Source organism: Halovivax cerinus (assembly GCF_024498195.1).
GTDB classification, from domain to species: domain Archaea; phylum Halobacteriota; class Halobacteria; order Halobacteriales; family Natrialbaceae; genus Halovivax; species Halovivax cerinus.
On sequence record NZ_CP101824.1, the window covers coordinates 1,358,571 to 1,383,423 of the forward strand.

17 protein-coding genes are annotated in these 24,853 nt (G+C 67.4%); 5 read left to right on the top strand and 12 right to left on the bottom strand.

Going from position 1 to position 24,853, the window contains the following annotated elements; genetic code table 11:
- Nucleotides 1-70 precede the first annotated feature (70 nt).
- From NO366_RS06250 to NO366_RS06290, 9 genes are all read right to left on the bottom strand, one after another.
- Complete coding sequence (locus NO366_RS06250) at nt 71-1,738, bottom strand: hydantoinase B/oxoprolinase family protein (protein ID WP_256533463.1); 1,668 nt, start codon at nt 1,736-1,738, stop codon at nt 71-73.
- A 213-nt stretch (nt 1,739-1,951) separates the two neighbouring features.
- Nucleotides 1,952-2,935 (bottom strand): ornithine cyclodeaminase family protein, encoded by a 984-nt coding sequence (locus NO366_RS06255; protein ID WP_256533464.1) that lies wholly within the window; start codon nt 2,933-2,935, stop codon nt 1,952-1,954.
- A gap of 120 nt (nt 2,936-3,055) precedes the next feature.
- A complete protein-coding gene (locus tag NO366_RS06260; RefSeq protein ID WP_256533465.1) occupies nt 3,056-4,885 on the bottom strand; it encodes a hydantoinase B/oxoprolinase family protein in 1,830 nt (609 codons plus the stop codon).
- Complete coding sequence (locus NO366_RS06265; protein ID WP_256533466.1) at nt 4,882-5,211, bottom strand: cupin domain-containing protein; 330 nt, start codon at nt 5,209-5,211, stop codon at nt 4,882-4,884. The genes NO366_RS06260 and NO366_RS06265 overlap by 4 nt, the downstream gene beginning before the upstream one ends.
- 389 nt (nt 5,212-5,600) lie before the next feature.
- Nucleotides 5,601-7,388 carry a hydantoinase B/oxoprolinase family protein gene (locus tag NO366_RS06270; protein ID WP_256533467.1) on the bottom strand — a complete coding sequence of 596 codons (1,788 nt, stop codon included), beginning with the start codon at nt 7,386-7,388 and terminating at the stop codon, nt 5,601-5,603.
- Between the two features lie 293 nt (nt 7,389-7,681).
- Nucleotides 7,682-8,794, bottom strand: a complete 1,113-nt coding sequence (locus tag NO366_RS06275) for a M24 family metallopeptidase (RefSeq protein ID WP_256534007.1) — start codon at nt 8,792-8,794, stop codon at nt 7,682-7,684.
- A 256-nt stretch (nt 8,795-9,050) separates the two neighbouring features.
- Nucleotides 9,051-10,859 carry a hydantoinase B/oxoprolinase family protein gene (locus NO366_RS06280; RefSeq protein ID WP_256533468.1) on the bottom strand — a complete coding sequence of 603 codons (1,809 nt, stop codon included), beginning with the start codon at nt 10,857-10,859 and terminating at the stop codon, nt 9,051-9,053.
- Nucleotides 10,856-12,901, bottom strand: coding sequence for a hydantoinase/oxoprolinase family protein (locus tag NO366_RS06285; RefSeq protein ID WP_256533469.1), 2,046 nt, complete (start codon nt 12,899-12,901; stop codon nt 10,856-10,858). Before NO366_RS06285 ends, NO366_RS06280 begins: the two co-directional genes overlap by 4 nt.
- A gap of 125 nt (nt 12,902-13,026) precedes the next feature.
- Nucleotides 13,027-14,442: an LVIVD repeat-containing protein gene (locus tag NO366_RS06290; protein WP_256533470.1), complete on the bottom strand. Its 1,416-nt coding sequence runs from the start codon at nt 14,440-14,442 to the stop codon at nt 13,027-13,029.
- Between the two features lie 147 nt (nt 14,443-14,589).
- Between NO366_RS06290 and NO366_RS06295 the strand changes: the two genes are divergently transcribed.
- On the top strand, nt 14,590-15,768 hold the full coding sequence (locus tag NO366_RS06295) for a M24 family metallopeptidase (protein WP_256533471.1): 1,179 nt from the start codon (nt 14,590-14,592) through the stop codon (nt 15,766-15,768).
- 209 nt (nt 15,769-15,977) lie between these two features.
- Here NO366_RS06295 and NO366_RS06300 read toward each other — a convergent pair whose 3' ends face one another.
- From NO366_RS06300 to NO366_RS06310, 3 genes are read right to left on the bottom strand one after another with little or no spacing between them, the layout of a single operon-like run.
- Nucleotides 15,978-17,243, bottom strand: a complete 1,266-nt coding sequence (locus tag NO366_RS06300) for a threonine synthase (RefSeq protein WP_256533472.1) — start codon at nt 17,241-17,243, stop codon at nt 15,978-15,980.
- A 13-nt stretch (nt 17,244-17,256) separates the two neighbouring features.
- Complete coding sequence (locus NO366_RS06305; protein WP_256533473.1) at nt 17,257-18,270, bottom strand: TIGR03619 family F420-dependent LLM class oxidoreductase; 1,014 nt, start codon at nt 18,268-18,270, stop codon at nt 17,257-17,259.
- The gene (locus NO366_RS06310) at nt 18,267-19,280 is read right to left on the bottom strand and encodes an LLM class flavin-dependent oxidoreductase (RefSeq protein ID WP_256533474.1); all 1,014 of its coding nucleotides are present in this window, start codon (nt 19,278-19,280) and stop codon (nt 18,267-18,269) included. The genes NO366_RS06305 and NO366_RS06310 overlap by 4 nt, the downstream gene beginning before the upstream one ends.
- 218 nt (nt 19,281-19,498) lie before the next feature.
- On the opposite strand from NO366_RS06310, the gene NO366_RS06315 reads away from it, so the two are divergent.
- The 4 genes from NO366_RS06315 to NO366_RS06330 all read left to right on the top strand — a co-directional run bounded on the left by NO366_RS06315 (nt 19,499) and on the right by NO366_RS06330 (nt 24,831).
- The gene (locus tag NO366_RS06315; RefSeq protein WP_256533475.1) at nt 19,499-20,833 is read left to right on the top strand and encodes a purine-cytosine permease family protein; all 1,335 of its coding nucleotides are present in this window, start codon (nt 19,499-19,501) and stop codon (nt 20,831-20,833) included.
- 561 nt (nt 20,834-21,394) lie between these two features.
- Nucleotides 21,395-21,664, top strand: coding sequence for a hypothetical protein (locus tag NO366_RS06320; protein ID WP_256533476.1), 270 nt, complete (start codon nt 21,395-21,397; stop codon nt 21,662-21,664).
- Between the two features lie 363 nt (nt 21,665-22,027).
- Nucleotides 22,028-23,257 (top strand): thiolase domain-containing protein, encoded by a 1,230-nt coding sequence (locus tag NO366_RS06325; RefSeq protein ID WP_256533477.1) that lies wholly within the window; start codon nt 22,028-22,030, stop codon nt 23,255-23,257.
- Nucleotides 23,257-24,831 carry a zinc ribbon domain-containing protein gene (locus tag NO366_RS06330; protein WP_256533478.1) on the top strand — a complete coding sequence of 525 codons (1,575 nt, stop codon included), beginning with the start codon at nt 23,257-23,259 and terminating at the stop codon, nt 24,829-24,831. The genes NO366_RS06325 and NO366_RS06330 overlap by 1 nt, the downstream gene beginning before the upstream one ends.
- Nucleotides 24,832-24,853: the final 22 nt, after the last annotated feature.

Sequence of the window (24,853 nt, forward strand, 5' to 3'; positions counted from 1 at the left end):
GGTCGGGGGCGGGAGATCGGCGACGGGCAGTCGTCCCGGTGGGCGGTCCGGATCCCGTCGTCGGCGGTCGTCAGTCTTCGACGTCGACGCCGTAGACCGTCGCCGCCGCTTCGGGCGAGACGAGGCCGTTGCGGACGTCTTCACGGACGGCCGCCTCGGCTCTGTCTTCGGGATCGCCGTAGCCGCCTCCGCCGGGCGTCTGCGTCCGCAGGCGGGTGCCGGACTCGACGGTGAACAGCTCCTTCGGGCCCAGTTCCGTCTCGCCGTCGTCGTCGATACGCACCTGGCGTCCCGCGGCGCCTCGTCGGCCGCCGTCGAGCCCGTACGCGCCGCGTTCGACCCGCTCGGAGTAACTCTGTATCTGGGCCGGCTGGGTGATCGTGTACTCGCGGACGGTGGCGCTTCCGCCGCGATGCCTGCCAGCACCGCCGGTGTCGGGGACGAACTGGTACTGGTGGAACGCCACGGGATAGTTGTCCTCGACGACCTCCACCGGCGTGTTCGCGGAGTTCGGACCGCCCGCGATGGCCGGTTCGCCGTCCCTGTCGTGCCACGCTCCGCCGCCGCCGTAGATCCCGTCGAAGTGCACCTGTTGGTCGCGCGTCTCCGGATCGGTGAACTTGGCCATCAGGCCGAAGTCCTGCGCGCCGGCCGCGGGCACCAGCTCCGGGTTCGCCTCGTACAGCGCCCCGTTCATCGTACTCGCGATGTGGTTCGAGAGGATGTGTCGCGCCCCGACCGGGGCCGGGTGCTCAGCGTTCAAGACCGACCCACTCGGGACGCTCACCGTGACGGGCGACAGCGAGCCGTCGGTTTGCGGGATGTCCGGGTTGATCGCGGATTTGATGCCGAACATCGTGTACGCGAACGTGTAGTTCCGCGTGGCGTTCACCGCGAACCCCTCGACCTGGTCGGTGGTACCGCTCCAGTCGACGGTGAGTTCGTCGTCTTCGACGGTAATCGTGACCCGAAGCGTCGGCACGTGGCCGTCGTAGCTGTCCATCTCCTGTTCGAACGCGTACGAACCGTCGGGAAGGTCGCTGATCGACTCTCTGAGACCGACCTCTGTGCGGTGGAATATCTCGTCGACGTACGTCTGGAACGTCTCGAACCCGTGTTCGGCGACCAGTTCGCGGTACTGTTCGACGCCGACCGCACTCGCACCCCGCTGGGCGCGCAGATCGCCGCGAACCTGGCCCGGCGCGCGCGAGTTTTCGAGGATGGTACCGAGCAACTTCTCGTCGAGGTCGCCGCCCTCGTAGAGTTTCACGGGCGGGATCTGGATCCCTTCCTCGTAGACGTCGTGTGCGTACACGGTGATCGACCCCGGCGCCCCGCCCCCGACGTCGATGTGGTTCGCCGTGATGACGCTGAACCCGATCAACTCGTCGTCCAGGAAGACCGGTTCGAACGTGAAGATGTCGGGGAGGTGTCCCGCACCGAGGTGCGGGTCGTTCGTGACGAGTATATCTCCCTCCTCCCACTCGTCCGGGGGAACGTGATCCTCCAGGACCTTCTTCGTCGCGGTGAGCATACATCCGAGGTGGCCGGGCGTGTACACCCCTTGCGAGAGCAACCGCCCGTTCGGATCCGTCAGCACCGTCGAGAAATCCACCGCGTACTTGATGATGTCGGAGAAGGCGGTTCGCTGAAAGTGCGTCCCCATCTCCTCCGGAATCTGCTGGAGCTTACTCCAGAGTACCTCCAGTGTGATCGGGTCGATGTCCCGCTGTGGCATACCATGCAACCGTCCGCCCGCGGCTTAAAGTCACTGATACGGCCATCGATTCGCTGGTCCGACCGCGGTGGACCCGGCTGCGATTGCCGATCGTCTGTCACGGGCGACACCGGTCACAGGCGACGCCAGTCACATGGGGGCGACGGTCACATGGCGACGCCAGTCACAGAGTGACCCCGGTCACAGGGCGACGCCTGTACCGAGCGACGCCGCTTACAGGGAGACGATGGTTCCCACGTCGGCTCCCTCGGCCTCGTCGACGGCGTGGGCTGCAGTCGCGGCGTCGAAGACGGCCGAGCCCACGCTCTCGACGACCAGGATCTCGTCGTCGCTCGATCGCCCGGTCTCCCCCTCCAGCACGTCGGCGAGCGATCGCACGTCGTCCGCCTCGTACGTCGACGCGAGGAGGTCACCGGTCTCTGCGGCCTCCTCGGGGACGTCCGCGTACACCCGACTCGCCCGCTCTATGGTGGTCTCGTCGAGTTCCTGCATCTCGGCGGAGAACGCGCCGACGGCGACGACGAGCGTCCCCGGTTCGAGCCGGTCGCCCGCGAAGACCGGGGACGTACTGGGCGTGGCCGTCACGACGGTGTTCGCCCCCTCGACGGCCGCATCCGGGGACCCGACGGGGGTCACGCTCGCGTCGAGTTCCGCGTCGAGTTCCCTCGCGCACTCGATCCGCGAGTCGCTGCGTGCGTAGACGCGGACGCGTTCGAGGTCGGTCGCCGCTGCAATCGCCCGCGTCTGCCAGCGCGCTTGCGTCCCCGCGCCGATGACCGCGAGGTCGACCGGCTCGTGGGCGAGTTCCCGCGCGGCCAGGCCGCCGATGCACCCGGTTCGCATCCCAGTGACGTGCGTCCCGTCCATCACCGCGACCGGACGCCCCGTCTCGGCGTCGTTCACGACGATCTGGGCGGTGATCGTCGGCAATCCCCGCGACGGGTTCTCCTCGAAGAACCCGACCAGTTTCGTCGCGTAGTACGGCGCCCCGTGGACGTACGCGGGCATCGTCAGCCCGGTCCCGAGTGGGTCGTCCGGCCGGTCGTCGTCGAGTCCCGTGCCGACGGGAAAGTGCGGCCGCTCGGGTCGAACCACGTCGCCGCGTCCTTGCTTGACGATCGCCGTCTCGACGACCGACAACAGCGCAGAAATGTCGAGCACCGACGCCACCTGCGAGGCCGTGAGGATCCGTACCATCGTGCGACGTAAGGTACTCTCTCGTAATAGGCGTACGCACTCGTCCGTTCGGTAGCGCCGGTCCAGGGAGGCGCTTGCCGGGACCTCGCCCACTCGCGCTCTGCGCACCGCCCTCGCCGCTCAGCGCTCGCGCAGGTCGGCGGTGGCGTCACGGTCGAGTTCGCCGTCTGCCGAGACGACGACGCCGTAGTCCTCACGGGCGGCCTCCCGCGAGACGTAGCCGTCGACGACGTCCTCGCGGACGGCCTCGGGATCGCGTTCGTAGGGATCGCCGTAGCCGCCTCCGCCGCCGGAGCGGTTCGAGACCACCTCGCCCGGCTCGAAGGCGCCGCGGAACATGCCGGCGTAGCTCACCGCGGTGTCCGCTCCCGATAGATCGTCCGCGGTCGAATCGTACAGGTCGTCGTTGTCGACGAGTATCTGCACGCGATCGGGGACGCGGTCGGCGGTCTCGTCGCCGTCGTCCGCGTCGTCGGTCGCCAGCGCGACGACGTTCCTCGCGCCCGGATCGCCACCGTCGAGGCCCCAGCCGTCAGTTTGTGTCTTCTGGACGATCGAGAGTGCGCCGGCCGGGTGCGTAAAGCGGTAGTCGCGACGGATCCCGAGCCCGCCGCGGTACCTGCCGGCGCCGCCCGAATCCGGTCGGAGTTCCAGTCGATCGAGCTCGACGGGTGCCTTCTGTTCGAGTACCTCGATGGGCAGGTTCTGGACCATCGTCTCGGTGACGTGCATCAGCGCGTTCGGGCCGTCGCGTTCGTTCGTCGCGCCCCAGCCGACGGCCTCGTTGTTGGCCTCGACGAACGGACGGCCGGTCTGGGGGTCCTCGCCGTAGAGCATGATACTGCAGAGGTCACCGCCCGAACTCGCGGGCATGCGCTCGGGCATCCCCTTCGCCAGCGCCCGGTAGACGACTTCCACGGCGAGGATGCCGGTCCAGCCGACGAACGTCGGCGCCGGATCCGTCGGCTCGAAGACGCTCCCCGGGCGCGTCTCGACCGACAGCGGGTCGTAGAGGCCGTCGTTCGAGTCCTCCTCCGGCGTCGTGACCGTCTTGAAGCACAGCTTCCCGAGCGCGTCGCCGCCGGTGGCGTTGTAGGGTGAGTCGAGCTGGTCGGCCGACTCGGTGAGGTCGATCGTGAAGTCCGTCCCGTCGATCGTGACCGTCGCGACGATCTCGACGCGGTCCACCCCGGAGTCGATCCCGTCCGCGTAGCCGGTGGCCGTCCAGGAGCCGTCGGGGAGGTCCGCGACAGCGTCCCGCGCCGTCCGCGCGCCGTGGTCGAAGAGCCGTTCGATCGACGCGTCGACGGTCGCCGAGCCGTAGCGCTCGTGTAACTCCTGGAGCCGTCGGGCGCCGGTGCGCAGGGCGGCGATCTGGGCGTTCAGGTCGCCCAGTACCTTGTCCGGCATACGTGAGTTGAAGCGGATGATGTCGAGAATCTCCTCGTCGGGTTCGCCGCCCTTGTAGACCTTCGTCCCCGGGAAGACGGTACCCTCCTGGTACACCTCGGTCGAGTCGAGCACGTAGCCTTCGTCTTTCGCCCCCAGGTCGAGCCAGTGAGCCCGACAGGCTGCGAAGCCGACCAATTCGTCGTCGACGAAGATGGGCGCGACGACGAGGACGTCGAGCGTGTGCGCCTGACTCCAGTAGGGGTAGTTACACAGGATCACGTCGCCCGGTTCCAGGTTCTCCCGGCCCACGTGCGCGACCGCGTTCTCGATCCCGGCATCGTTCGACCCGAGGAAGATGGCCAGCCCGGGCGAGTCCGCCACCAGCCGGAGGTCGGCGTCGTATAGCGAGATCCCGAAGTCCAGGATCTCGTAGACGATCGTGTTGTACGCCGTTCTGACGAGGGTTCGCTGCATCTCCGTCGCCGCCGACGTCAGGTAGTTCCGGATGACTTCGACCGTCGCCGGGTCGACGTCGCCGGCCGATTCGGTCGCACTCATAGGTCGCCGAGGATGGTGTAGACGAGTTTCACGGGCTCGTCTCCGCGGTTCACGGAGTAGTGCTCGACGCCGGCGGGGATCACGGTGAACGCCGTCGCCTCGACCGTCCTGGTCGACTCGGTCACGACCTCCAGTTCGCCCGAGAGGACGACCGAGAGTTCGTCGCCCGCGTGACTCGTCGTCCCCGCCTCGGGTACGCGCTCTCCCGGTTCGATGACGAACGACCCGGACTCCGTCGTCGGGTCGTCGGTCTCGTACAGCGTGAGGGGGTCGCCGGTGCTCTCCGCCCAGTTCGATTCGAGGTCGTGAATGTGAATATCTGTCATTGTGGTGGCTCGTTCGGTGTGGTCAGGGTCTCGCGCCGGCGCGAGACGGCGGGTGCGGACGATCGCGCGTCCGCAGGCGGTCTCGGTTCCGTCGCCGATCGGTGCGGATGGGCCCGATTCGATTGCGTGTGAGTTCGGTCCCGTCGCAGACGAGTCGGTCCGTCGCCGGCAAACGCGGGCGAGCGCTGTGTCCGGTCACGGACGAGTCCGGTCCCGTCGACCGATCGTCCCTCGTCGCCGGTCGCCGACCGATGACCAAGCGGTGTGGGGTAGGTCACACCGAGGCATAATCAGGGTTTCTGCAGGGGCAGTCGGGGCGTCGAATCCGTCTGGATACGCGGCGACGGAGTGTCGTCCGGTGACGTCGCGGGGTGTCGCCCAGGTCGACGTCAGTCGCGTCGGTCGTCGCGCAGGTCGGCGGTGGCGTCGCGGTCGAGTTCACCGTCGGCCGAGACGACGACGCCGTAGTCCGCGCGGGCGGCCTCGGGCGAGACGTAGCCGTCGACGACGTCCTCGCGAACGGCCTCGGGGTCGCGGTCGAGCGGGTCGCCGTAGCCGCCTCCGCCGCCGGAACGGTTCGAGAGTACCTCACCCGGCTCGAACGAGCCGCGCATCATGCCGACCCACTCCTTGTCGTCGTCCGGGTAGTCGTCGTTGTTGTCCGCGAAGAGCTGTACCCGGTCGCCGGCGTCGGGACCGTCTTCGCCGAGGTCGAGCGCGACCACGTTCTTCGCGCCGGCCTCGCCGCCCTCGAGACCCCAGCCCTCGGTCTTCGTCTTCTTGGTGATCGTTAGGGCATCCGTCGGGTGGGTGAAGCGGTAGTCCCGGCGGATGCCGAGGCCGCCGCGCTTTCGCCCGGGGCCGCCCGAATCCTGCCGGAGGGAGAGTTCGTCGAACTCGACGGGCGCCTTGTTCTCGAAGACCTCGATCGGGATGTTCCGGACCATCGTCTGGACGTAGTGCATCAGCGCGTTCGGGCCGTCTCGCTCGCCCGTCGCGCCCCAGCCGACGGCCTCGTTGTTCGCCTCGACGAACGATCGGCCCGTCTCGGGGTCCTCCCCGTAGAGCATCACGCTGGCGACGTCGCCGCCGGTGCTCGCCGGGATGCGATCGGGCATCCCCTTCGCGAGCGCCTTGAACGCGACGTCGACGGCGAGTATCGACGCCCAGAGCGTGTACGTCGGCGCGGGATACTGGGCGTTGAAGAGGTTCCCCTCGGGCGCGACGATCTCGACCGGCTCGTAGTGGCCGTGGTTCGCCGTCTCCTCGGGCGTCGTCAGCGTCTTCAGACAGAACTTGCAGATCGCCTCCGTGCGCCCGTAGGGGACGTTGATCGGGCCGGTCACCGCGTCGGACGACCCCGAGAAGTCGAAGGCGATGTCGTCGCCGTCGATCGTCACCTCGATCTCGATCCTGACGAGGTCGTCGGTGATGCCGTCGTTGTCGACGTAGTCGACCGCGGACCAGGTCCCGTCGGGGAGTGCCGCGACCCCCTCGCGGGCCCGCGTCTCCCCGTGGTCGACGATTCTGTCGACGGCCGTCTCGACCGTCTCCGTCCCGTACTTCTCGTGGAGGCCGCGCAGGCGCTCGGCACCGGTGCGCAGGGCGGCGATCTGGGCGTTGAGGTCGCCGATCACCTTGTCGGGGATGCGGGAGTTGAAGCGAATGATGTCGAGGATCTCCTCGTCGGGCTCGCCGCCCTTGTAGACCTTCGTCCCCGGGAAGATGACGCCCTCCTGGTGCATGTTCGTCGAGTCGAGGACGTAGCCCTCGTCCTTCGCCCCCAGGTCGAGCCAGTGGGCCCGGCTCGCGGTGTAGCCGACCAGCTCGTCGTCCAGGAAGACGGGCGCGAACAGGCACACGTCGAGCGTGTGCGAGGAGTTCCAGTACGGGTAGTTGAGCACGATGACGTCGCCCGGCTCCAGATTCTCCTCACCGACGTGCTCGACACCCTTGCGGACGCTGACGTCGTTCGCCCCCAGGAAGAGCGAGAGGCCGGGCGAGTCGGCCAGGAGGCGCAGGTCGGCGTCGTACATCGAGAGGCCGAAGTCGAAGATCTCGTAGATGATCGTGTTGTACGCCGTCCGCGTGAGCGTCCGTTGCATCTCCGTCGCGGCGGAGTTCAGGTAGTTGCGGACGACGGCCACCGTCGCCGGATCGACGTCGGCGCCCGTCATCGTGATCGCACCTCCACTGTGGAGACCGAACCGCGCGAGACGGAGGCCGGGCCGCGCGAGACTGAGACCGAACCGCGCGAGGCGGCGACCGGGCCACATGCGAGATCGTCGGTACGACCTTCGACGGGTCGCCGTCGAATCGGTTCGCCGCCGCTCGGGTGCGAATCGGTCGCGTGACCGTCGTCTATCGCCGGTACGTGACGACCACCTGTCGTCGGTGTCGTCTCTCTCATCGGTGTGGTATCAAGATCTCTCATCTGTGTGCTATCGAGGTCTCTCTCATCTGTGTGCTGTCAGGGCGTCTCCCACGTACGCGGGCTGTGATTCAATCGGTCGCAGCCGTCCTCGGTGACGACGACGATGTCCTCGATGCGGACCCCGTACTCCCCCTCGAGGTAGATCCCCGGCTCGACGCTGTGGACCATCCCCGGTTCGAGGACCTGGTCGTTGCCCGCGACGATGTACGGCGCCTCGTGGACGTCGAGGCCGAGGCCGTGCCCCGTCCGGTGGATGAATCGCTCGCCGTAGCCCGCTTCCTCGACGACCGACCGCGCCGCCGCGTCGACAGCGCCGGCCGTGACGCCGGGCTCGACGGCGTCGATCGCCGCCTCGAGCGCCTCGCGGACGATACCGTGGACCGCGGCGTATCCCTCCGGCGGATCGCCGCCGAAGACCATCGTCCGGGTCTGATCGCCCGGATAGCCGTCGACGGTCGTCCCGAAGTCGAGGACGACCGGCTCGCCCGCCTCGATCGTCCGATCCCCGTGCCGGTGGTGGGGCAGGGCGCCGTTCGGACCGGAGCCGACGACGGGTTCGAACGAGACGCCGTCGCCGCCCCGCGACGCGAGTTCGTCGCGGATCCGGTCGGCGAGTTCCGTCTCGGTCATCCCGACCGCGTCGGCACCCAGCGCGCGGACGGCCTCCGACGCCGCGTCGGAGACCCGTCCGGCCTCGCGAAGCGCCGCGAGTTCGGTCTCGTCCTTCGTAATTCGCAGGTCGTCTATCACCTCGCTCGCCAGACCGAACGACGCGTCGGGCAGGGCCTCTTGCAGGTCGAGGCTGAACTGCGCGAACATGCGGTCGTCGAGTAGCACCTCGCCGCCGTCGACGCCGAGGCGGTCGAGGACGTCGCAGACGACGGCCATCGGATCGTCGCCGTCGTCCCAGGTGTCGACGTCGTCTACGTACGTCGCGGCGACGATCTGGTCTGCGTACATCGTCGGCGCGACGAGGGCGAACCCGGTCGGCGTCACGAACGCGAACAGGTGGCGTTCGCCGGGCTCCTCGGAGAACCCGGTGAGGTAGTAGAGGTTCGAACTCGGGAACAGGACCAGTGCGTCTACCTCCCGGTCGGCGAGGGCGTCCTGACAGCGGTGCAAGCGGTCTTCGAACGTCGTGGGTTGCATGGTAAAGCGATCGTGCGTGGGTCCGTCGAGCGGTCGGTTCGGGTTCGTGCGAGCGGTCGTGTGTCGGTCTGTCACGCCCGGTTCGTCGAACGGTCGTGTGTGGGTTGATCGAACGGATCGAACCGGTCGCGGTCGGTCGTAGTGGGGTGTGGTCGGGCAGTTCCGGCGTCCGTCTACGGTCGGTCACCGTGGAGCCGTCGTCGGGTACTCCCGGGTACCTCTGGGTGGGTTTCCGAGGGGGTGTCCCCGGATCTCCTCAGTCGCGTCGCTCGTCGCGCAGGTCGGCGGTGGCGTCGCGGTCGAGTTCGCCGTCGGCCGAGACGACGACGCCGTAGTCCTCGCGGGCGGCCTCGGGTGAGACGTAGCCGTCGACGACGTCCTCGCGGACGGACTCGGGATCGCGGTCGAGCGGGTCGCCGTAGCCACCTCCGCCGCCGGAGCGGTTCGAGATGATCTCGCCCGGTTCGAAGGAGCCGCGGAACATGCCCGCGTACTTCAGGTCGTCGTCGGCCGCGTCGTAGAGTTCGTCGTTGTCGACGAGGATCTGGACACGCTCTTCCCAGCCGTCGTCGAGGTCGAGCGCGACCACGTTCTTCGCGCCGGCCTCGCCGCCCTCCATGCCCCAGCCCTCGGTCTTCGTCTTCTGGATGATCGAGAGGCCGCCCGTCGGGTGGGTGAAGCGGTAGTCGCGTTGGATGCCGAGTCCGCCGCGGTTTTCGCCCGGCCCGCCAGAATCCTGCCGGAGGGAGAGCTCGTCGAACTCGATGGGCGCTTTGTTCTCGAAGACCTCGATCGGGATGTTCCGGACCATGGACTCGGCGATGTGCATCAGCGCGTTCGGACCGTCGCGGACGTCGTTCGCACCCCAGCCGACGCCCTCGTTCAACGCCTCGACGAACTGCCGACCCGTCTCCGGGTCCTCGCCGTAGAGCATGATGTCACAGAGGTCGCCGCCCGAGCTCGCAGAGACGCGCTCGGGAACGGCCTGCGCGAGCGCCTCGTAGATGACGTCGACGGCGAGGAAGGCCGTCCAGAGGGTGAACGTCGGCGCCGGGTACTCCGGGTGGAAGAGGTTGCCCGGCGGCACCTCCAGGGACAGCGGCGCGTACTGGCCCTCGTTCGAGTCCTCCTCCGGCGTCGTGATGCTCTTGAACGCCAGCTTCGCGAGCGTCTGGCTCATCCCGAGCGGGACGTTGAGCGGGGCGTCGACCTGATCGGACGAGCCCGAGAGATCGACCGTGAACGCCTCGCCGTCGATGGTGACTTCGGCCTCGACCCGGATGAGATCGTCCGGATCGGACGTGATCCCGTCGGCGAAACCGACCGCGCTCCAGGTGCCGTCGGGCAACTCGGCGACGGCCTCGCGTGCCGACCGCTCGCCGTGATCGATGATCGAATCGATGGCGGTCTCGACCGTCTCCGTCCCGTACTTCTCGTGGACGCCGCGCAGGCGCTCGGCGCCGGTTCGCAGGGCGGCGATCTGGGCGTTGAGGTCGCCCAGCACCTTGTCGGGGATACGGGAGTTGAAGCGAATGATGTCGAGGATCTCCTCGTCGGGCTCGCCGCCCTTGTAGACCTTCGTCCCCGGGAAGACGAGCCCCTCCTGGTGGACGTCCGTCGAGTCGAGGACGTAGCCGTCGTCCTTCGCGCCGAGGTCGAGCCAGTGGGCCCGACTCGCGGTGTAGCCGACGAGTTCACCCTCGAGGAACACCGGCATGAACACCAGCACGTCGAGGGTGTGCGTCGAACTCCAGTAGGGGTAGTTACACAGGATCACGTCGCCGGGCTCGAACTCCGCTTCGTCCAGGTGCTCGATGGTCCGGCGGAGGCCGTAGTCGTTCGCACCGAGGAACATCGAGAGGCCCGGTGAGTCCGCGATCAGGCGCTTGTCGGCGTCGTACATCGAGATCCCGAAGTCCAAGATCTCGTAGACGATCGTGTTGTACGCCGTCCTGATGAGGGTGCGCTGCATCTCCGTCGCCGCAGACGTCAGGTAGTTCCGGATGACCTCGACGGTCGCCCCGTCGACGTCGTTCGGGGATCCGGCGGTGTTCGTGGCGCTCACGCGTCATCGACCTCGCTGAGCAGGATGTGGCCGTAGTCGTCGATCGTCGCGGTCTGGTCCGAGTGGTAGACGATGGTCGTCGTCGGCTCCTGGATGATGGCCGGACCCGGCAGTTCGTGTCCGGGCCGAAGTTGCTCGCGCTCGTAGACGTCGAACGGCACCTCCTCGCGCTCGGCGAAGCAGTACGCCTGGCGCGTCCCGACGGGGTCGACTGTGGGCTCGTCGGCGGGTTCCTGGGCCTCGATCGACGGCTTGTCGTTCTCGCCGATGGCGCGAACGCGCAGGTGGACGACCTCCGGCGGGTCGTCCATCGTGTGGCCGTAGCGCGACTCGTGGCGCGCCTCGAATCGGTCGCCGAGTTCGTCGAGGCTTTCGACGTCGTTCGCGTCGACCTCGACGGTGTGCTCCTGGCCGAGGTAGCGCATCTCGACGAACCGTTCGAGGGTTCGCTCGTCGTCTCCGAACCCTTCAGAACCGAGGGTCTCGGCGCCCTCGGTCTCGAGCTCGGCGAACTGGGCGTCGAACTCGTCGTAGTCCAGTTCGTCGAGGACGGTGATCGAGGTCTGGGCGAGGTCGTAGACCACGTCGGCCATGAGCATGCCCCAGGCGGAGAAGACCGACGGGGCGTGCGGGATGAGGACCTCCTTCGCGCCGATCTCTCGGGCCAGCAGCGGGACGAACAGCGATCCCGCGCCGCCGTAGGAGACCATGGTGAAGTCGCGCGGGTCGAGGCCCTTCTCGACGGTGATCTCGCGGATCGCACCGACGGTGTTGGCGAGCGTCACGTCGAAGACGCCGCGGGACGCCTCGTTCACCGACATGTCGAGCGGGTCGGCGAGGTGCTCTCGGATCCCGTCGACCGCGCTGGTCTGATCGAGGTCCATGTCGCCGCCGAGGAACGCGGCCGGGTCCATGTAGCCGAGCGCGACGGCGGCGTCGGTCACGGTGGGCTCCGTTCCCCCGCGCCCGTAGCAGATCGGACCCGGGTCGGCGCCGGCGCTCTTGGGCCCGACCTTGAGGAACTCACCGTCGTGCCAGGCGATCGAGCCGCCGCCGGCGCCGATCGTCCGGATGTCGTAGACCGGGATCATCATCGGCATGTGCCCGAGCGAGGAGTCGTACTCGACGGCCGGCGAGCCGTCTTCGATGACGCAGGCGTCGAGGCTGGTCCCGCCCATGTCGACGGCGATCAGGTTGTCTCGATCGGTGACGTCGCCGACGTGTGAGGCTCCGATGAGGCCGCCGGCCGGTCCGGACAGGATCGTGTGGACCGGTGCGGTCGTCGCGTTCTCGGCGGTCAGCGTGCCGCCGCCCGAGCGCGTGATGAAGAACGAGCCGTCGAAGCCGTCCTCCCGTAGCGCCCCGTCGAGTCGGTCGACGTAGGACTCGAAGATCGGCTTGATGTACGAGTCGAGGACGGCCGTACTCGTCCGCTCGTACTCGCGGTACTCGCCCGTGATGTCGGAAGACAGCGACAGGCTCACGTCGGGCACTTCGTCGCGGATGATCTCGGCCGCCTTCCGTTCGTGCACGCCGTTCCGGTAGGAGTGTAAGAAGCAGATCGCGATCGACTCGACGTCACGTTCACGGACGAGTTCGCGGGCGGCCTCGCGGACCGCGTCCTCGTCCAGTGGTTCCGTCACCTCGCCGTTGGCGTCGATCCGACCGGGAACGCCGATTCGGCGACGGCGGGGGACGATGAGGTCGGGCTTCTCGTAGCGGATGTCGTACATCGACTCGCGCTGGACGTTCGTTCGGCCGATCTCGAAGACGTCGCGGAAGCCCTCGTTCGTGATGATCCCCGTCCGGGCACCCTCCCGCTCTAGGAACGCGTTGATCCCGAGCGTCGTTCCGTGGACGAACGCCTCGGTCTCGTCGAGGTCGGCACCCACCTTGTCGATGGCGTCGAGGACGCCGTCTTTCGGCTGATCGGGTGTCGTCGAGGCCTTCTCGACGGTGATGTCCCCGGTCTCTCTGTCGAACGTGATCGAATCGACGAACGTCCCGCCGATGTCCACTGCTAAGCGGTCTTGCAGCTCCATGCATATAGGTTGCAAAGCGCAATCAAAAACGTTCGGATTCCAGCAGGGGACCGCTCCTGACGGCCATCGACGCCGTCACCGACTCCCGCTCGACTCGACGCCCGCGAGGCGCCTACTCGCCGCGATCACCGGTCGTCGCGGCTTCGCGGTCGTCCGCCCGGACGGATCCGACGGTTGTAGTGACCAGCCGGACCCCGTCCCCTGGGCCCGCGTGCCTCCGCCGCGGACACGTCTACCGTGTAGGCGCCGGTGAGACTGTCGCTGACGAAGACGAAGTCGCGCTCTGTGGCGTGGACGGCCTCCCAGGCGAACGGCGGCGACGTGATCCCGACCCGGTTCGGATCGGGGTCGAGCGAGTCGGCCCCAGCGACGGTGGCGAATCGCTCCGTCGGCGTCGGCTCGCGCGGCTCGGTGAGGTTGCACACCCAGGCGCCCTGGCGGTACCCGCCGTCTACGAGCAGCGTCTCGTCGCCGCTCGACACGACGTCGTGGAAGTGCGTCGTCCACCAGAACCGCTCTTCCTCACCCATCGGGCGGGCGTCGGGCGCGTGGGTGAAACCGATCGGTTCCGGCTTTTCGAGCGATCCCCGATCCCAGCCGACGTCGAAGACGTGTTTGCCGCCCGGGATTCCCGTCCGGCGCTCGTCGCCGACGACGAGGAGGTCGCGAGTCGGATCGTAGTCTACCTGGTGGCAGGTCTCGAAGCCGGGTTCGCCGAGTGCGGCGTAGTCCGGCTGCGGTCCGTACGCGAACCGGCCGCGCTCCGTGGGTACGTACGGATTGGCCGCGTCGTAGACGACGACCCCCTCGTCGGGTCCCACCGCGTACGCGGCGTAGAGCATCTCCCTATCTGGGTCGTAGGTGAGGTCGTGCGTCCCGCCGCTGGTCCCGGCTCGACCGACGAGTTCGGGTGACCCGGGTGCGCTCACGTCCACCACCAGGACGCCGGCGTCGGCCGCCGGGTGGTGATCGACGAGGTAGAGCACGGGTTCCGCTGGCTGGGCGACGAATCGGTGGACGCCCACGTTCGGCGTCTCGAACACTGTGACGACCCGCGGTTCGGTCGGCGTTCCCTCGCGCCACCCGCAGTCGACGACTTCGATTCCCTTGGTCGTCCCCTCCAGGGATCGGTAGTACAGCCCCGCGCGATGGGCGTCGAAGCCGACCGCGTTCGTCCGGGTGCCGTCAGCGGTGGCGTCGAGTTCGTGGACGACGGTCGGCGACCCCGGCTCCGCGAGGTCGACCAGCGTGCTCGCGACCGCGCTCGACTCGGTCGGGAAGCCACCCAGGAGGCCCCACTCGGCGTCGGGCGAGAGCGCCGCGGCGGTGTAGAACGACGGATTGGAACCGATCGCGTGGCCGAGCGGCTCGATCCGACCGGGGACGCCCGCCCCGGATCGTGCGTGCGAGGTGTCGCCGGAGGCGTCGCCCGATTCGCCGTCGGTCGACCCGCTGTCGCCGGAACTGGCGCGCTCTCCGCATCCGGCCAGCGAGAACGCGGTCAGTCCCGACCCGGCGGCGAGCACCTGGCGTCGATACATCGGTGTGCCGTTCCGTAGGCGGGCGGATAAACGTAGGTGCTCCACCGACCGGACGGAGAGGCCCGGGAATCGTGTTCTTTCCTCGCCTTTCGAGTCCGTTACCTGTCACAAATGTTCTTGATCCTCTTCGGTCCAGAAATACACGAGATGCTATCCGAGAACCGGCTCACCGAGCGACTCGAGGCGGACGACGTCGACGTCGTCGTCACGTCCTCTCCCGAGAACGTGTTCTACCTGTCGGGTCTGGAGAGTCTTTCGCAGGACCTCCTCGGCGAACGCGCGTTCGCGATCCGAACCGCCGACGGCGGCGATCCGATCGTCGTCCTCCCGGCGGTCGACGCGAGTATCGTCGCCGACACCGGACTCGAGTACGAGGCGGTCTACACCTACGGCTCGTTCTACCTGTACGAGAGCGACGGAATGCGGGACATCGACCGAACCGTCCAGGCGCTCAAGAACGAGCGAAATCTCGAGGGGCCCGTAGACGCCTTGCTGGCGGCGCTCGACTCACTCGTCGAGGGGGACGACGCCGTCGCGATCGAGCGAAGCGGGTTCGACGCCGACGAGTACGGGCGCGTGACCGACGCGCTCGACGTCGACGAGATCCGGCCGGCGGCGCCCATCTGCCGCGATCTGCGGCGGGTGAAGTCGACCGAGGAGCAGCGGCGACTCCGCCGGTCGGTCGAGATCAATCAGGCGTCGATCCGGGCGGCGATCGAGACCGTCGAAGCGGGGATGACCGAGCGAGAACTCGCCTCGCGTTACCAGCAAGAACTGGTCTCGCGGGGCGCCGAGCCGCTCTTTACCGTGATCGGGTTCGGTCCCCACGGGGCGTATCCCCACGCCGTTCCCGGCGACCGCGAACTCGAACCGGGCGACCTCGTCCGCTTCGACGTCGGCTGTACCTACGAGAACTACGCCTCTGACATCGCCCGCACGTTCGCCTTCGAGCGCGCCACCGACGTACAGCGCCGGAAGTACGACGTCCTGAACCGGAGCATGGATCGGTCGATCGACCTCCTCGAAGACGGCGCGACGACGACGGCGGTGTTCGACGGGACGATCGAATTCGTCCGCACCGAGGGCGCCGACGTGTTCGAGTCGTTCGACCGGAACCACTTCGGTCACGGCATCGGGATCGAGGTCTACGATCCGCCGACGATCGATCGAGCGACGAATCGGATCCACGCCGGGATGGTGCTGTGCGTGGAACCGCCGTACTACCAGCTCGGTATGGGCGGGATCCAGGTCGAAGACGAAGTCGTCGTCACCGAAGACGGCGTGACCAGACTGAGCGACTGCCCCGACACCCTCCGCGTGATCTGATCGGTCGTTGGCAGCGGTACGAAACGGCCGTCAATGGCGGTACGAGACGGTCGTCAATGGCAGTACGAGACGGCCGTCCGGGCGGGCGCTCGTTCACAGTACAACTCGACTTCTTCCCGCGACTGGAACGAGCAAGTTACTCGTGAGCGAGCGTGATACCGTACAGATCCGGAGTCCCGGCGCGCTACCAGAAAGCGGATGGCGTCGCGCTACTCGAGCTCGATCTCGTAGTGCTCGGCGAGCGCGCTGCGGAGCTGGTCGACCTCGGGGTCGATCGTCGGGACGGACGGGAGGCGTTCGGCCGTCATCTCGGTGTCTTTCAGGCCGGTCGAGGTACTCATCGCCACGACCGTCTCGTCCTCGTCGATCGTCCCGTCCTCGACGAGCGCCTTGAGGCCGGCCACGGCGGCCACCGACGACGCTTCGGCGTACATGCCGGTCGACGACCCGAGCAGGCGCTGGGCGTCTCGAAGCTGTTCGTCGTCGGTGACGACGGCCGTTCCACCCGACTCACGCAGGGCGGTGAGTCCCTGGTAGGTGCTCACCCCGGCGCCGATCGAGAACGCGATCGTCTCGTCGGTGTCGACGGGTTCGACGCGATCGAGACCACGATCCAGCGCGTTCTTGAGCGGCCCGTACGGCTCCACGGCGGCCAGCTTCGGGAGTCGGTCGATGAACCCCAGTTCGTGGAGGTCGACGAACCCCCGCCAGATGCCGCTGAGGCCGTCGGCGTAGGCCGTCGGCTGGACGATCCAGTCGGGAACGGACCAGTCGAGATCGGCGCAGAGCTCGTAGGCGATCGACTTGTAGCCCTCGATCCCGTAGAAGTTGCTCCCGACCGGTGGGAACACGTAGTTCCCGGTCGGGTACCAGTCGAACGCGTCGATGCACTTGCGCATGATCGTCCAGCGATCGTCGTGCGTCGGCGTGGCGATCACGCTCGCACCGTAGACCTGCATCAGGGTCTTCATCGTCTCGGGGACGTCTGGGATCGTGAAGATGACGCACTCGATCCCCGAGCGGGCGGCGTAAGCGGCGATCGACGCGCCGTGATTCCCAGTCGAGGCGATCGTGACCACCTCGGCGTCGGTCGCCTTCGCGTGGGACAGCGCGACCGCGCTCAGTCGATCTTTGTACGACCACGTGGGGTTCTGGCTCTCGTCTTTGAGGTACAGGTTCGAGACGCCGCAGGCGTCGGCGACGCCTGGTGTCTCGACGAGCGGCGTCGCCCCTTCGCCGATCGAGACGGCGGCCGCCTCGTCGACGGGGAGCAATTCGGGATACGCCCAGACGCCGCCGTCGCGATCGCCGAACGCCTCGCGCGAGAGGTCCGCGCGGAGCGCCTCGTAGTCGTACACGGGCGCGAGGTTCGACGTGAAGTCCTCGGTCCGGCACGCTGGGCAGCCGTCGAACGTCGGCTGGTCGGGGAACGTTTCGCCGCAGTTCAAACACCGGAGTCCGTCTATGTATGTCATACCAGTACCCCTCTCACTCGAAACTCGGCATGACGGTGTCTGCGAACACCGATAACTGTTCGTGAAGTTCCTCGACGTCGTTCGCGGCGAAGATGATCGCGGGGAAGTGATCGACGCCGAGGTCGTGGTACCGTTGCAGCGACTCGATGAGTTCGTCGGGCGACCCGATCAGGTTCTGCTCGACGAGGTCGTCGAGCGACTGGTCTTTGAGCGTCGACCCGGAGAGCGATTTCAGGTGTTCGAACACCTGTGACTCACGGAAGGACTCGCGGGCCCGGTCCCCGTCGCGGTCGACCGCGGCGATGAGCTGCGGGGCGACGTCGATCTCGTCCGGATCGCGGTCGTACTCTGCACAGAGCTCGTCTAGGTCCTCGAGACGCGCTTCGACCTCGTCCGGCGTCAGCCCGGCGGGGAGCCACCCCTGCCCGTGGCGGACGGCGCGTTTCATCGCGTTCGGGTGGTTGCCGCCCACGTACAGCGGGAACGGCTCCTGGACCGGTTTCGGGTGGAGGTCGACGTCCTCGTACGCGACGAACTCGCCGTCGTAACTGGCCGCTCCCGGCGTGAAGAGCTGGGCGAGGGCCTCGACGGATTCGTCCATGATTCGCCCGCGGCTCAGCGACACGTCCGGGTGGACCGCGTCGAACTCCTCGCGGTAGGCGCCGACGCCGGTCCCGAGCACGACGCGGCCGTCGGAGAACTGATCGAGCGTGATGGCCTGCTTGGCCACCCAGACGGGATCGCGAAGCGGCAGGACGGTCACCGCCGTGTTGAGTTCGATCTCCGAGGTCTTCGCCGCGACGTACGAGAAGGTGTTGAAGACGTCGTAGTATCGCGGGTCGGTGTCCCACTCCGCTTTCACGTAGTCCTGCGTGATGATGTGGTCGTTGCCGCCGATCGAGTCGAACCCGAGCGACTCAGCCTCGACGGCCAGCTCGACGAGATTGTCCGTATCGGAGAATGGGACCGGATACATCAGGCCTTCCATCCCGGTCGGAAACGCCACGCCGAATCGCGAATCGCTCATGCGCACACCTCCACGACGTCGTCGGAGAACTGTCGAAGGTTTTCGCCGGTGTCGTTCTCCTCGTTGGCGAACGAGAGGACGGCGATGTGGTCGACGCCGGCGTCGACGAGCCGTTCGACGTGGGCCCGACACTGGTCGGGCGTCCCGGCGATCGAGAACTGTTCGACGATGTCCCGAGAGACGGTATCGCGCAGGGTCGAGGGGGAGACGTCGTCGACGTCACCGAGCGATTTGATCGCCTCCGCGTCGTCCGGCTCGACGCCGATCGACTCGAGCGTTCCCGTTGGAACGGCCTGGACGATGCGGGCGACGAGCGGTGCGACGGCATCGAGCGCGGCGTCGCGATCGGTGGCGATCGAGAGGAACGCCCAGCACACGACGTCGAGGTCGTCGACCGAACGCGAGCCGTGCGCGGCGCCGATCTCGATGCGCTCCATCGCGTACTCCATCCCCGCGACGGAGGTGAGACCGGCGCCAGCGATCACGCCGTCGCCGACGTGGCCGCCGAGGCTCAAAATCTGTGGCCCGCGGCCGGCGACGTAGATCGGAACCGTCCGATCCGGGGCGACGTCGAGGCTGACGTCGTGAAGCTCGAACGCCTCGCACTCCGTCGTCACCGATTCGCCGTCCTGCAGTCGTCGGATCACGTCCACTGCGGTTCGGACCGTCTCGATCGCGTGTTCCTGGTCGATGCCGATCGGGTCGAGGGCCATCGGCGAACCGGCTCCCAGTCCGAGGAACGCCCGCCCGTCCGAGAGCTCGTCGATCGTGGCGATGGCGGCGGCGGTAAACGCCGGGTTTCGCGTGTACGGATTCGTCACACCGGTTGCCAGGCCCACCGAGTCGGTGTGCTCGCCGGCCAGCGCGAGCTGGGCGTACGTGTTCCGGTAGAACCGCTCGTCGGAGATGAACACGTTCTCGTAGTGCGTGTCCGCCTCGAGCGTCTGCACGGTCGAGACCAGCTCGTCCCGGTCCGCCTCGTTCAACAGTGCCGCGCTTACCGTTACCATGTCGGTATCACTGACACACTGTTTCGGCGGTTCCTATATAGATCATGGTGGTGATGGAAAACATATCTGGGTATTGGGCATTTTCTACAGAAGTCGACGTTTCGTCTCTGATAGTTCTGAAAAGGTTGCCCTGATCTGTTCAACATATCGTCAATATTCGCATACGGAAACTTTCACTATTCGTGAGATATATATGGGTGCGGTGTGCGAGGGGAACCATGAGTGACGGTGGCACAAAACACGGCGGTGAGGCAGCACTCGAACAGGATGGCGACGTGCTCGAAGTACGTGAGGACTATCCGACGGAACCGGTTCCGGAGGAGGAACGACGTCACTGGTTCGCGACGCTGACCGTCTGGGCGGGGTGGACGATCAGCATCACGGCGTTCCTCGTTGGCGGCCTCGTCGGCGGCGGGCTTCCGGTCCAGGAGGCCGTCCCCGCGATCTTCGTCGGCAACATCGTTCTCGCCGTCGTCGGCGCGCTCATCGGATACATCGGGATGAAGACCGGCCTGTCGACGTACATGCTCGCCCAGCTGGTGTTCGGAAAGTACGGCTCGATCGCCGTCTCCATCGTGATCGGTATCTTCGCGATGGGCTTCGTCGGCGTGTTCGCCGGCGCGACCGGCAACTTCATCACCGGACAGTTCAGCATGATTCCGGTGTGGCTCGGCGCGGGCGTGTTCGTCGTCGGCGTCGTCGGAACGGCGCTCTACGGCTTCCTCGGTCTCGAGTACCTGAGCCGGGTCGCCGTTCCGGGACTCTGGATCCTCGCGTTACTCTCGCTCTTTATGGTCCACGGCGAAATCGATGGCGGCCTCGGCGCGGTCGGCGGGCTCGAACCGGCCAACAGTCAGACGTTCGCGTTCGGGGTCACGATGGCCATCTCCGTCTGGATCACTGGCGCGTCGATCACGGCCGACATCGGCCGATACGCGAAGAACAAGTGGCACGTCCTCCTCGGTGCGTTCGGCGGCTGGATCCTGGGTGCGACGCTGCTCGAATCCGTGAGCGCGGTCGCCGCGCTCGGCGTCGGCGAGGGCGACCTGGTCCAGGTCATGATCGACCTCGGACTCTTCTGGCCCGCGCTGTTCATCTTCCTCGCCGCGATGTGGACGACGGCCGACAACAACCTCTACAGCTTCTCGCTCGCGCTGACCAGCCTGACCGACGTCCTCGGTCGCCGCGACTTCTTCAGCAAGGAGGTCTGGGTCGTCATCGGCGGCGTCCTCGTCTGGATCGGCGCGGTCGCCGGCCTGTACTCGCAGTTCCAGAGCTTCCTCACGACCGTCGCGATCGCGGCGCCGCCGATGGCGGGCATCCTCATCGCCCGATTCTACCTGCTCGGCTACGTCAAGAAGTCCGCCGACGAGATCTACGCCGACATCAAGCGCGGTGAGAAGGCTATCAGCGTCGGCGCGGTCGTCGCCTGGATCGCCGCGAGCCTCTTCGCGTACTTCGTCCAGTGGGGCTCGCCAGCGGTGAACAGCCTCGTCCTCTCGATGGTGCTCTACACGGGTCTCTTCCTGGTTCTTCCCGAGGAGTATCGCTGACGCGACCGTCGACGTCGTTTTTCTTTTTTCGTTCGTCGCTGCGATCGATCCGATGAACTGTCGTTGCATCGACTCGGCGAACATTCGACGCGATCGCCCCGGGCCGTTCGGCCGGTCCGGTCGTATCCGAGCGGTGTACGTATCTCGATTTGGCGACCAGCAACGGATGTGCGAAACGCGTACCTCATCGGCGCGGGCCACTCCGCGTACGGGTCGTTCCCCGGGGAGAGCTTTCGGTCACTGTGCAGAGTAGGTAGATGGCTGGGGCAAGCGACCAGGGCGAGGGCTACCAAGCTGAGCGCAACTGCTGCGTGAATACCCTGTACGAAATCTTTATACTATTAAACCATTACTCATAATATGTGGGCCGCACTAGAATATTAGTATTGGTCATCGTTTCTGTGGCCCTTCTACCTATGGCTGGCTGCGTAGAAACGAACGGGTTTGAAGACTACGAGTACTCGGTCTCGACGAGTGATCCCCACACTGGGGCTATCTTCGGCGACGTAACGAAAGCAACGATCCATCAATCTTCGGGGGCATACCTATGCACACGTCGAGGTGGCGAACGGTGTCGACGAGTCGCTGGTCGACTCGAGTGGGAACTGGTCAGTTCCGGACGGGAATGCGACAGTTATCAAGGTAGAAGAAGTTCGGACTACCAGTGAAACACCGGAAATCCTGTTCAGTTACGAAATTACTCCTGACGCTCCTGGCTGGAACGGCAATTTCGACGCTCCGTCCGACAGCGACGAGGAACGGTATCTGTTGCGTGCGACAGCGGACGACAGAACGATCGACGCCGTAGAGATAACGATACGGAAGACGTGACAACCTTTTCGGGGCGGAACCGTCTGTATCGGGAATGAGCGGCGCGCTCGTACGCTCCACGGCTGGTCAGGATTGTCGGCAGCTGAGCTATCGTATCGGACCGCCGGCGCCTCCAGGCGCCCACGTCGTGACGATTCGCGTCAACCGACACGCACTCACAGACAGAACCCTCCATCGGGAGAATCGTCGAGGCGTCGTCGCGGAATTTCGAGGACAACGCCTCGCGCGTCGGTGTGGGTAGGATGTCTGTGTGATATCGATCGCAGTGCGATACCGACCGTCGCCGTGACCGATCCGAAACGCCGTCTGATCGCCCGTCCCCCGAGCGGTGTACTTATCTCGATTTGGCGACCAGCAACGGGTGTGCGAGACGCGTATCTCATCGGCGCGGGCCAGTCCGCGTACGGGTCGTTCCCCGGAGAGAGCTACCGGTCGCTGTTCGAGACGGCCTTCGAGGCCGCGGTGGACAGCGTCCCCGAGGGAATCGAACCGGGCGACGTCGACGAGGCGGTCGTCGGCACGCTCAGCGTCGGCGGTCGCCAGCTCGGCCTCTCCGGGCCGGCGGTGACCGAACACGTCGGACTCGACGGCGTCCCGACCACGCGGGTGGAGAACGCCTGTGCCGCGAGCGGCTACGCGGTCAGGCAGGCCGTCCAGGCGGTCAAATCGGGGATGGCCGACGTCGTCCTCGCGGGCGGATTCGAGATCATGACCGACACGAGCTCGGACGCCACGAAGTACTGGCTCGGCGTCTCAGGCGAGACGGAGTGGGAGCGCCTGTCGGGGACCACGTTCTCCGGCGTCTACGCCCAGATGGCGTCGGCCCACATGGACGCTCACGGCACGACTCGCGAACAGCTCTCGCGGGTCGCCGTGAAGAATCACGCGAACGGGGCGAAGAACCCGCACGCCCAGCTCGGCTTCGAGTGCTCGCTGGAAGATGCCCAGGACGCGCCGGTCGTCGCCGACCCGCTGACCCTCTATCACTGCTGTCCGACCACCGACGGGGCGGCCTGCGCCCTGATCGCCAGCGAGGACGCGGTGAGCGAGTTCACGGACGACCCGATCCGGGTCGCCGGCGTCGGTGCCGGCAGCGACAGCGTCGGGCTCTTCCAGCGCGACACCTACACGGGGATCCCCGCGAGCCGGCGGGCGGCCGAGACGGCCTACGAGATGGCCGGCGTCGGCCCCGACGACCTCGACTTCGCGGAGGTTCACGACTGTTTCGCTATCGCCGAACTGCTGGCCTACGAGGACCTCGGCTTCTGCGACCCTGGCGAGGCCGGCGAGCTGATCGAGTCCGGACGGACCGAGATCGACGGCGATCTCCCGGTCAACACTTCCGGCGGCCTGAAGTCGAAGGGCCACCCGATCGGCGCGACGGGCGCGGGCCAGGTCGTCGAGGTCTTCAAGCAGCTCACCGGAAACGCGGGCGATCGCCAACTCGACGATCCCGTTCGCGGGCTCACCCACAACGTCGGCGGGAGCGGCGGGGCGGCCGTCGTCCACGTATTCGAGCGCGAGGAGCGCAGCTCCTCGGAGCGGTCGAACGGACGCAGTCCGCGAGAATCGGAAGCGGAGGTGAGGGCCTGATGGCGGCACCCGGAACGGCCGATACGTCGATCGCCATCGAAGCCGCCGGCGCCTACGCGCCCCGATTCCGGATCACGGCCGACGCGTTTCGCGAGGCCTGGGGCCAGTTCCAGGCCGCCGGCGTCTCCGAGACGGCGGTCCCCGCGGCCGACGAGGACGCCCTGACGATGGGGTACGAGGCCGCTACCCGCGCGCTCGGCGCCGGGGACCTCGACGGAACCGACGTCTCCTGGCTCGGCTTCGCGACGACGACCCCGCCGATCGAGGAGGGCGACCTGACGGCCCGACTGGGTACGATGGTCGGCCTCCCGGACGACGCGACTCGGCAGTTCTTCGGCGGGAGCACCCGGGCCGGCACTCGCGCCCTCTGGGCCGCGATGGATGCCGTCGCGGCGGGCGGCGGGCGTGCACTGGTCGTCGCGGCCGACGCGCCGCAGGGCGAGCCGGACGACGCGATCGACCACGCCGCCGGCGCGGGCGCCGCGGCGTTCGTCGTCGCCGCCGACGGGCCCGCCGCGATCGTCGACCGCGCCGAGTACGCCGCCCCCTATCCGGGGACGCGATTCCGCGAACGCGGCGCGGAGACGACCGACGGCCTCGGCGTCACGACGTACGACCGGCAGGCGTTTCGTGAGACGGTCGGCGGGGCGGTGGACGGGCTCGAGATAGCCTCGGGCGGTGACGACGCCGCGGCGGACGCGGATGGCGACGCCGCGTCGGGCGCCGAGACGGCCACGACGTACGCCGCCGCCGCGATCCAGGCACCCGACGGCAAACTCCCCTACCGCGTGGCCGACGCGGCGGGCGTGAGTACGGACACGATCCAGACGGCCGCGACGGTCCACGACCTCGGCGACCTCGGGGCCGCGAGCGTCCCGGTCTCACTGGCGAGCGCGCTCGCCGACGGCCACGAGTCGATCCTCGCGGTCTCGCACGGGAGCGGCGCCGGCGCGGACGCCCTCGCGATCGACGCCGACGGGGACGTTCCGACCGAACTCGCGCTCGCCGGCGACGACCCACTCTCGTACGCCGAGTACCTCCGCCAGCGCGGGGTCGTTACCTCGGGCCCGCCGTCGGGCGGCGGCGCGTACGTCAGCGTGCCCACCTGGCGACGATCGATCCCCCAGCGGTACCGCCTCGAAGCCGGCCGCTGCCGCGAGTGCGGGGCGGTGTCGTTCCCGCCGTCGGGCGCCTGCCGTGACTGCGGTGCCCGCGCCGGGTACGATCGGTTCGAACTCCCTGGAACGGGCACCGTCGAGGCCGTGACGACGATATCACAGGGCGGCGCCCCGCCCGAATTCGCCGAGGAACAGGCGCGCTCGGGCGACTACGCCGCCGCCATCGTCGCGCTGGACGTGGGTGACGGGGTCGACCCGGGCGACGGAGGCGACGCGAACGGAACGCCGGCGTCCGCGACCGATGGGTTCGAAACGGTCAGCGTGCCGGCGATGGGTACCGAGGCGGAGCCGGGCGCGTTCACCGTCGGCGACCGCGTCGAGACGACGATCCGCCGTATCTACACGCAGGAAGGCGTCACCCGGTACGGGTTCAAGGTGAGACCCGCGACGGAGTGAACTCGGACTTGCGACGGAGTGA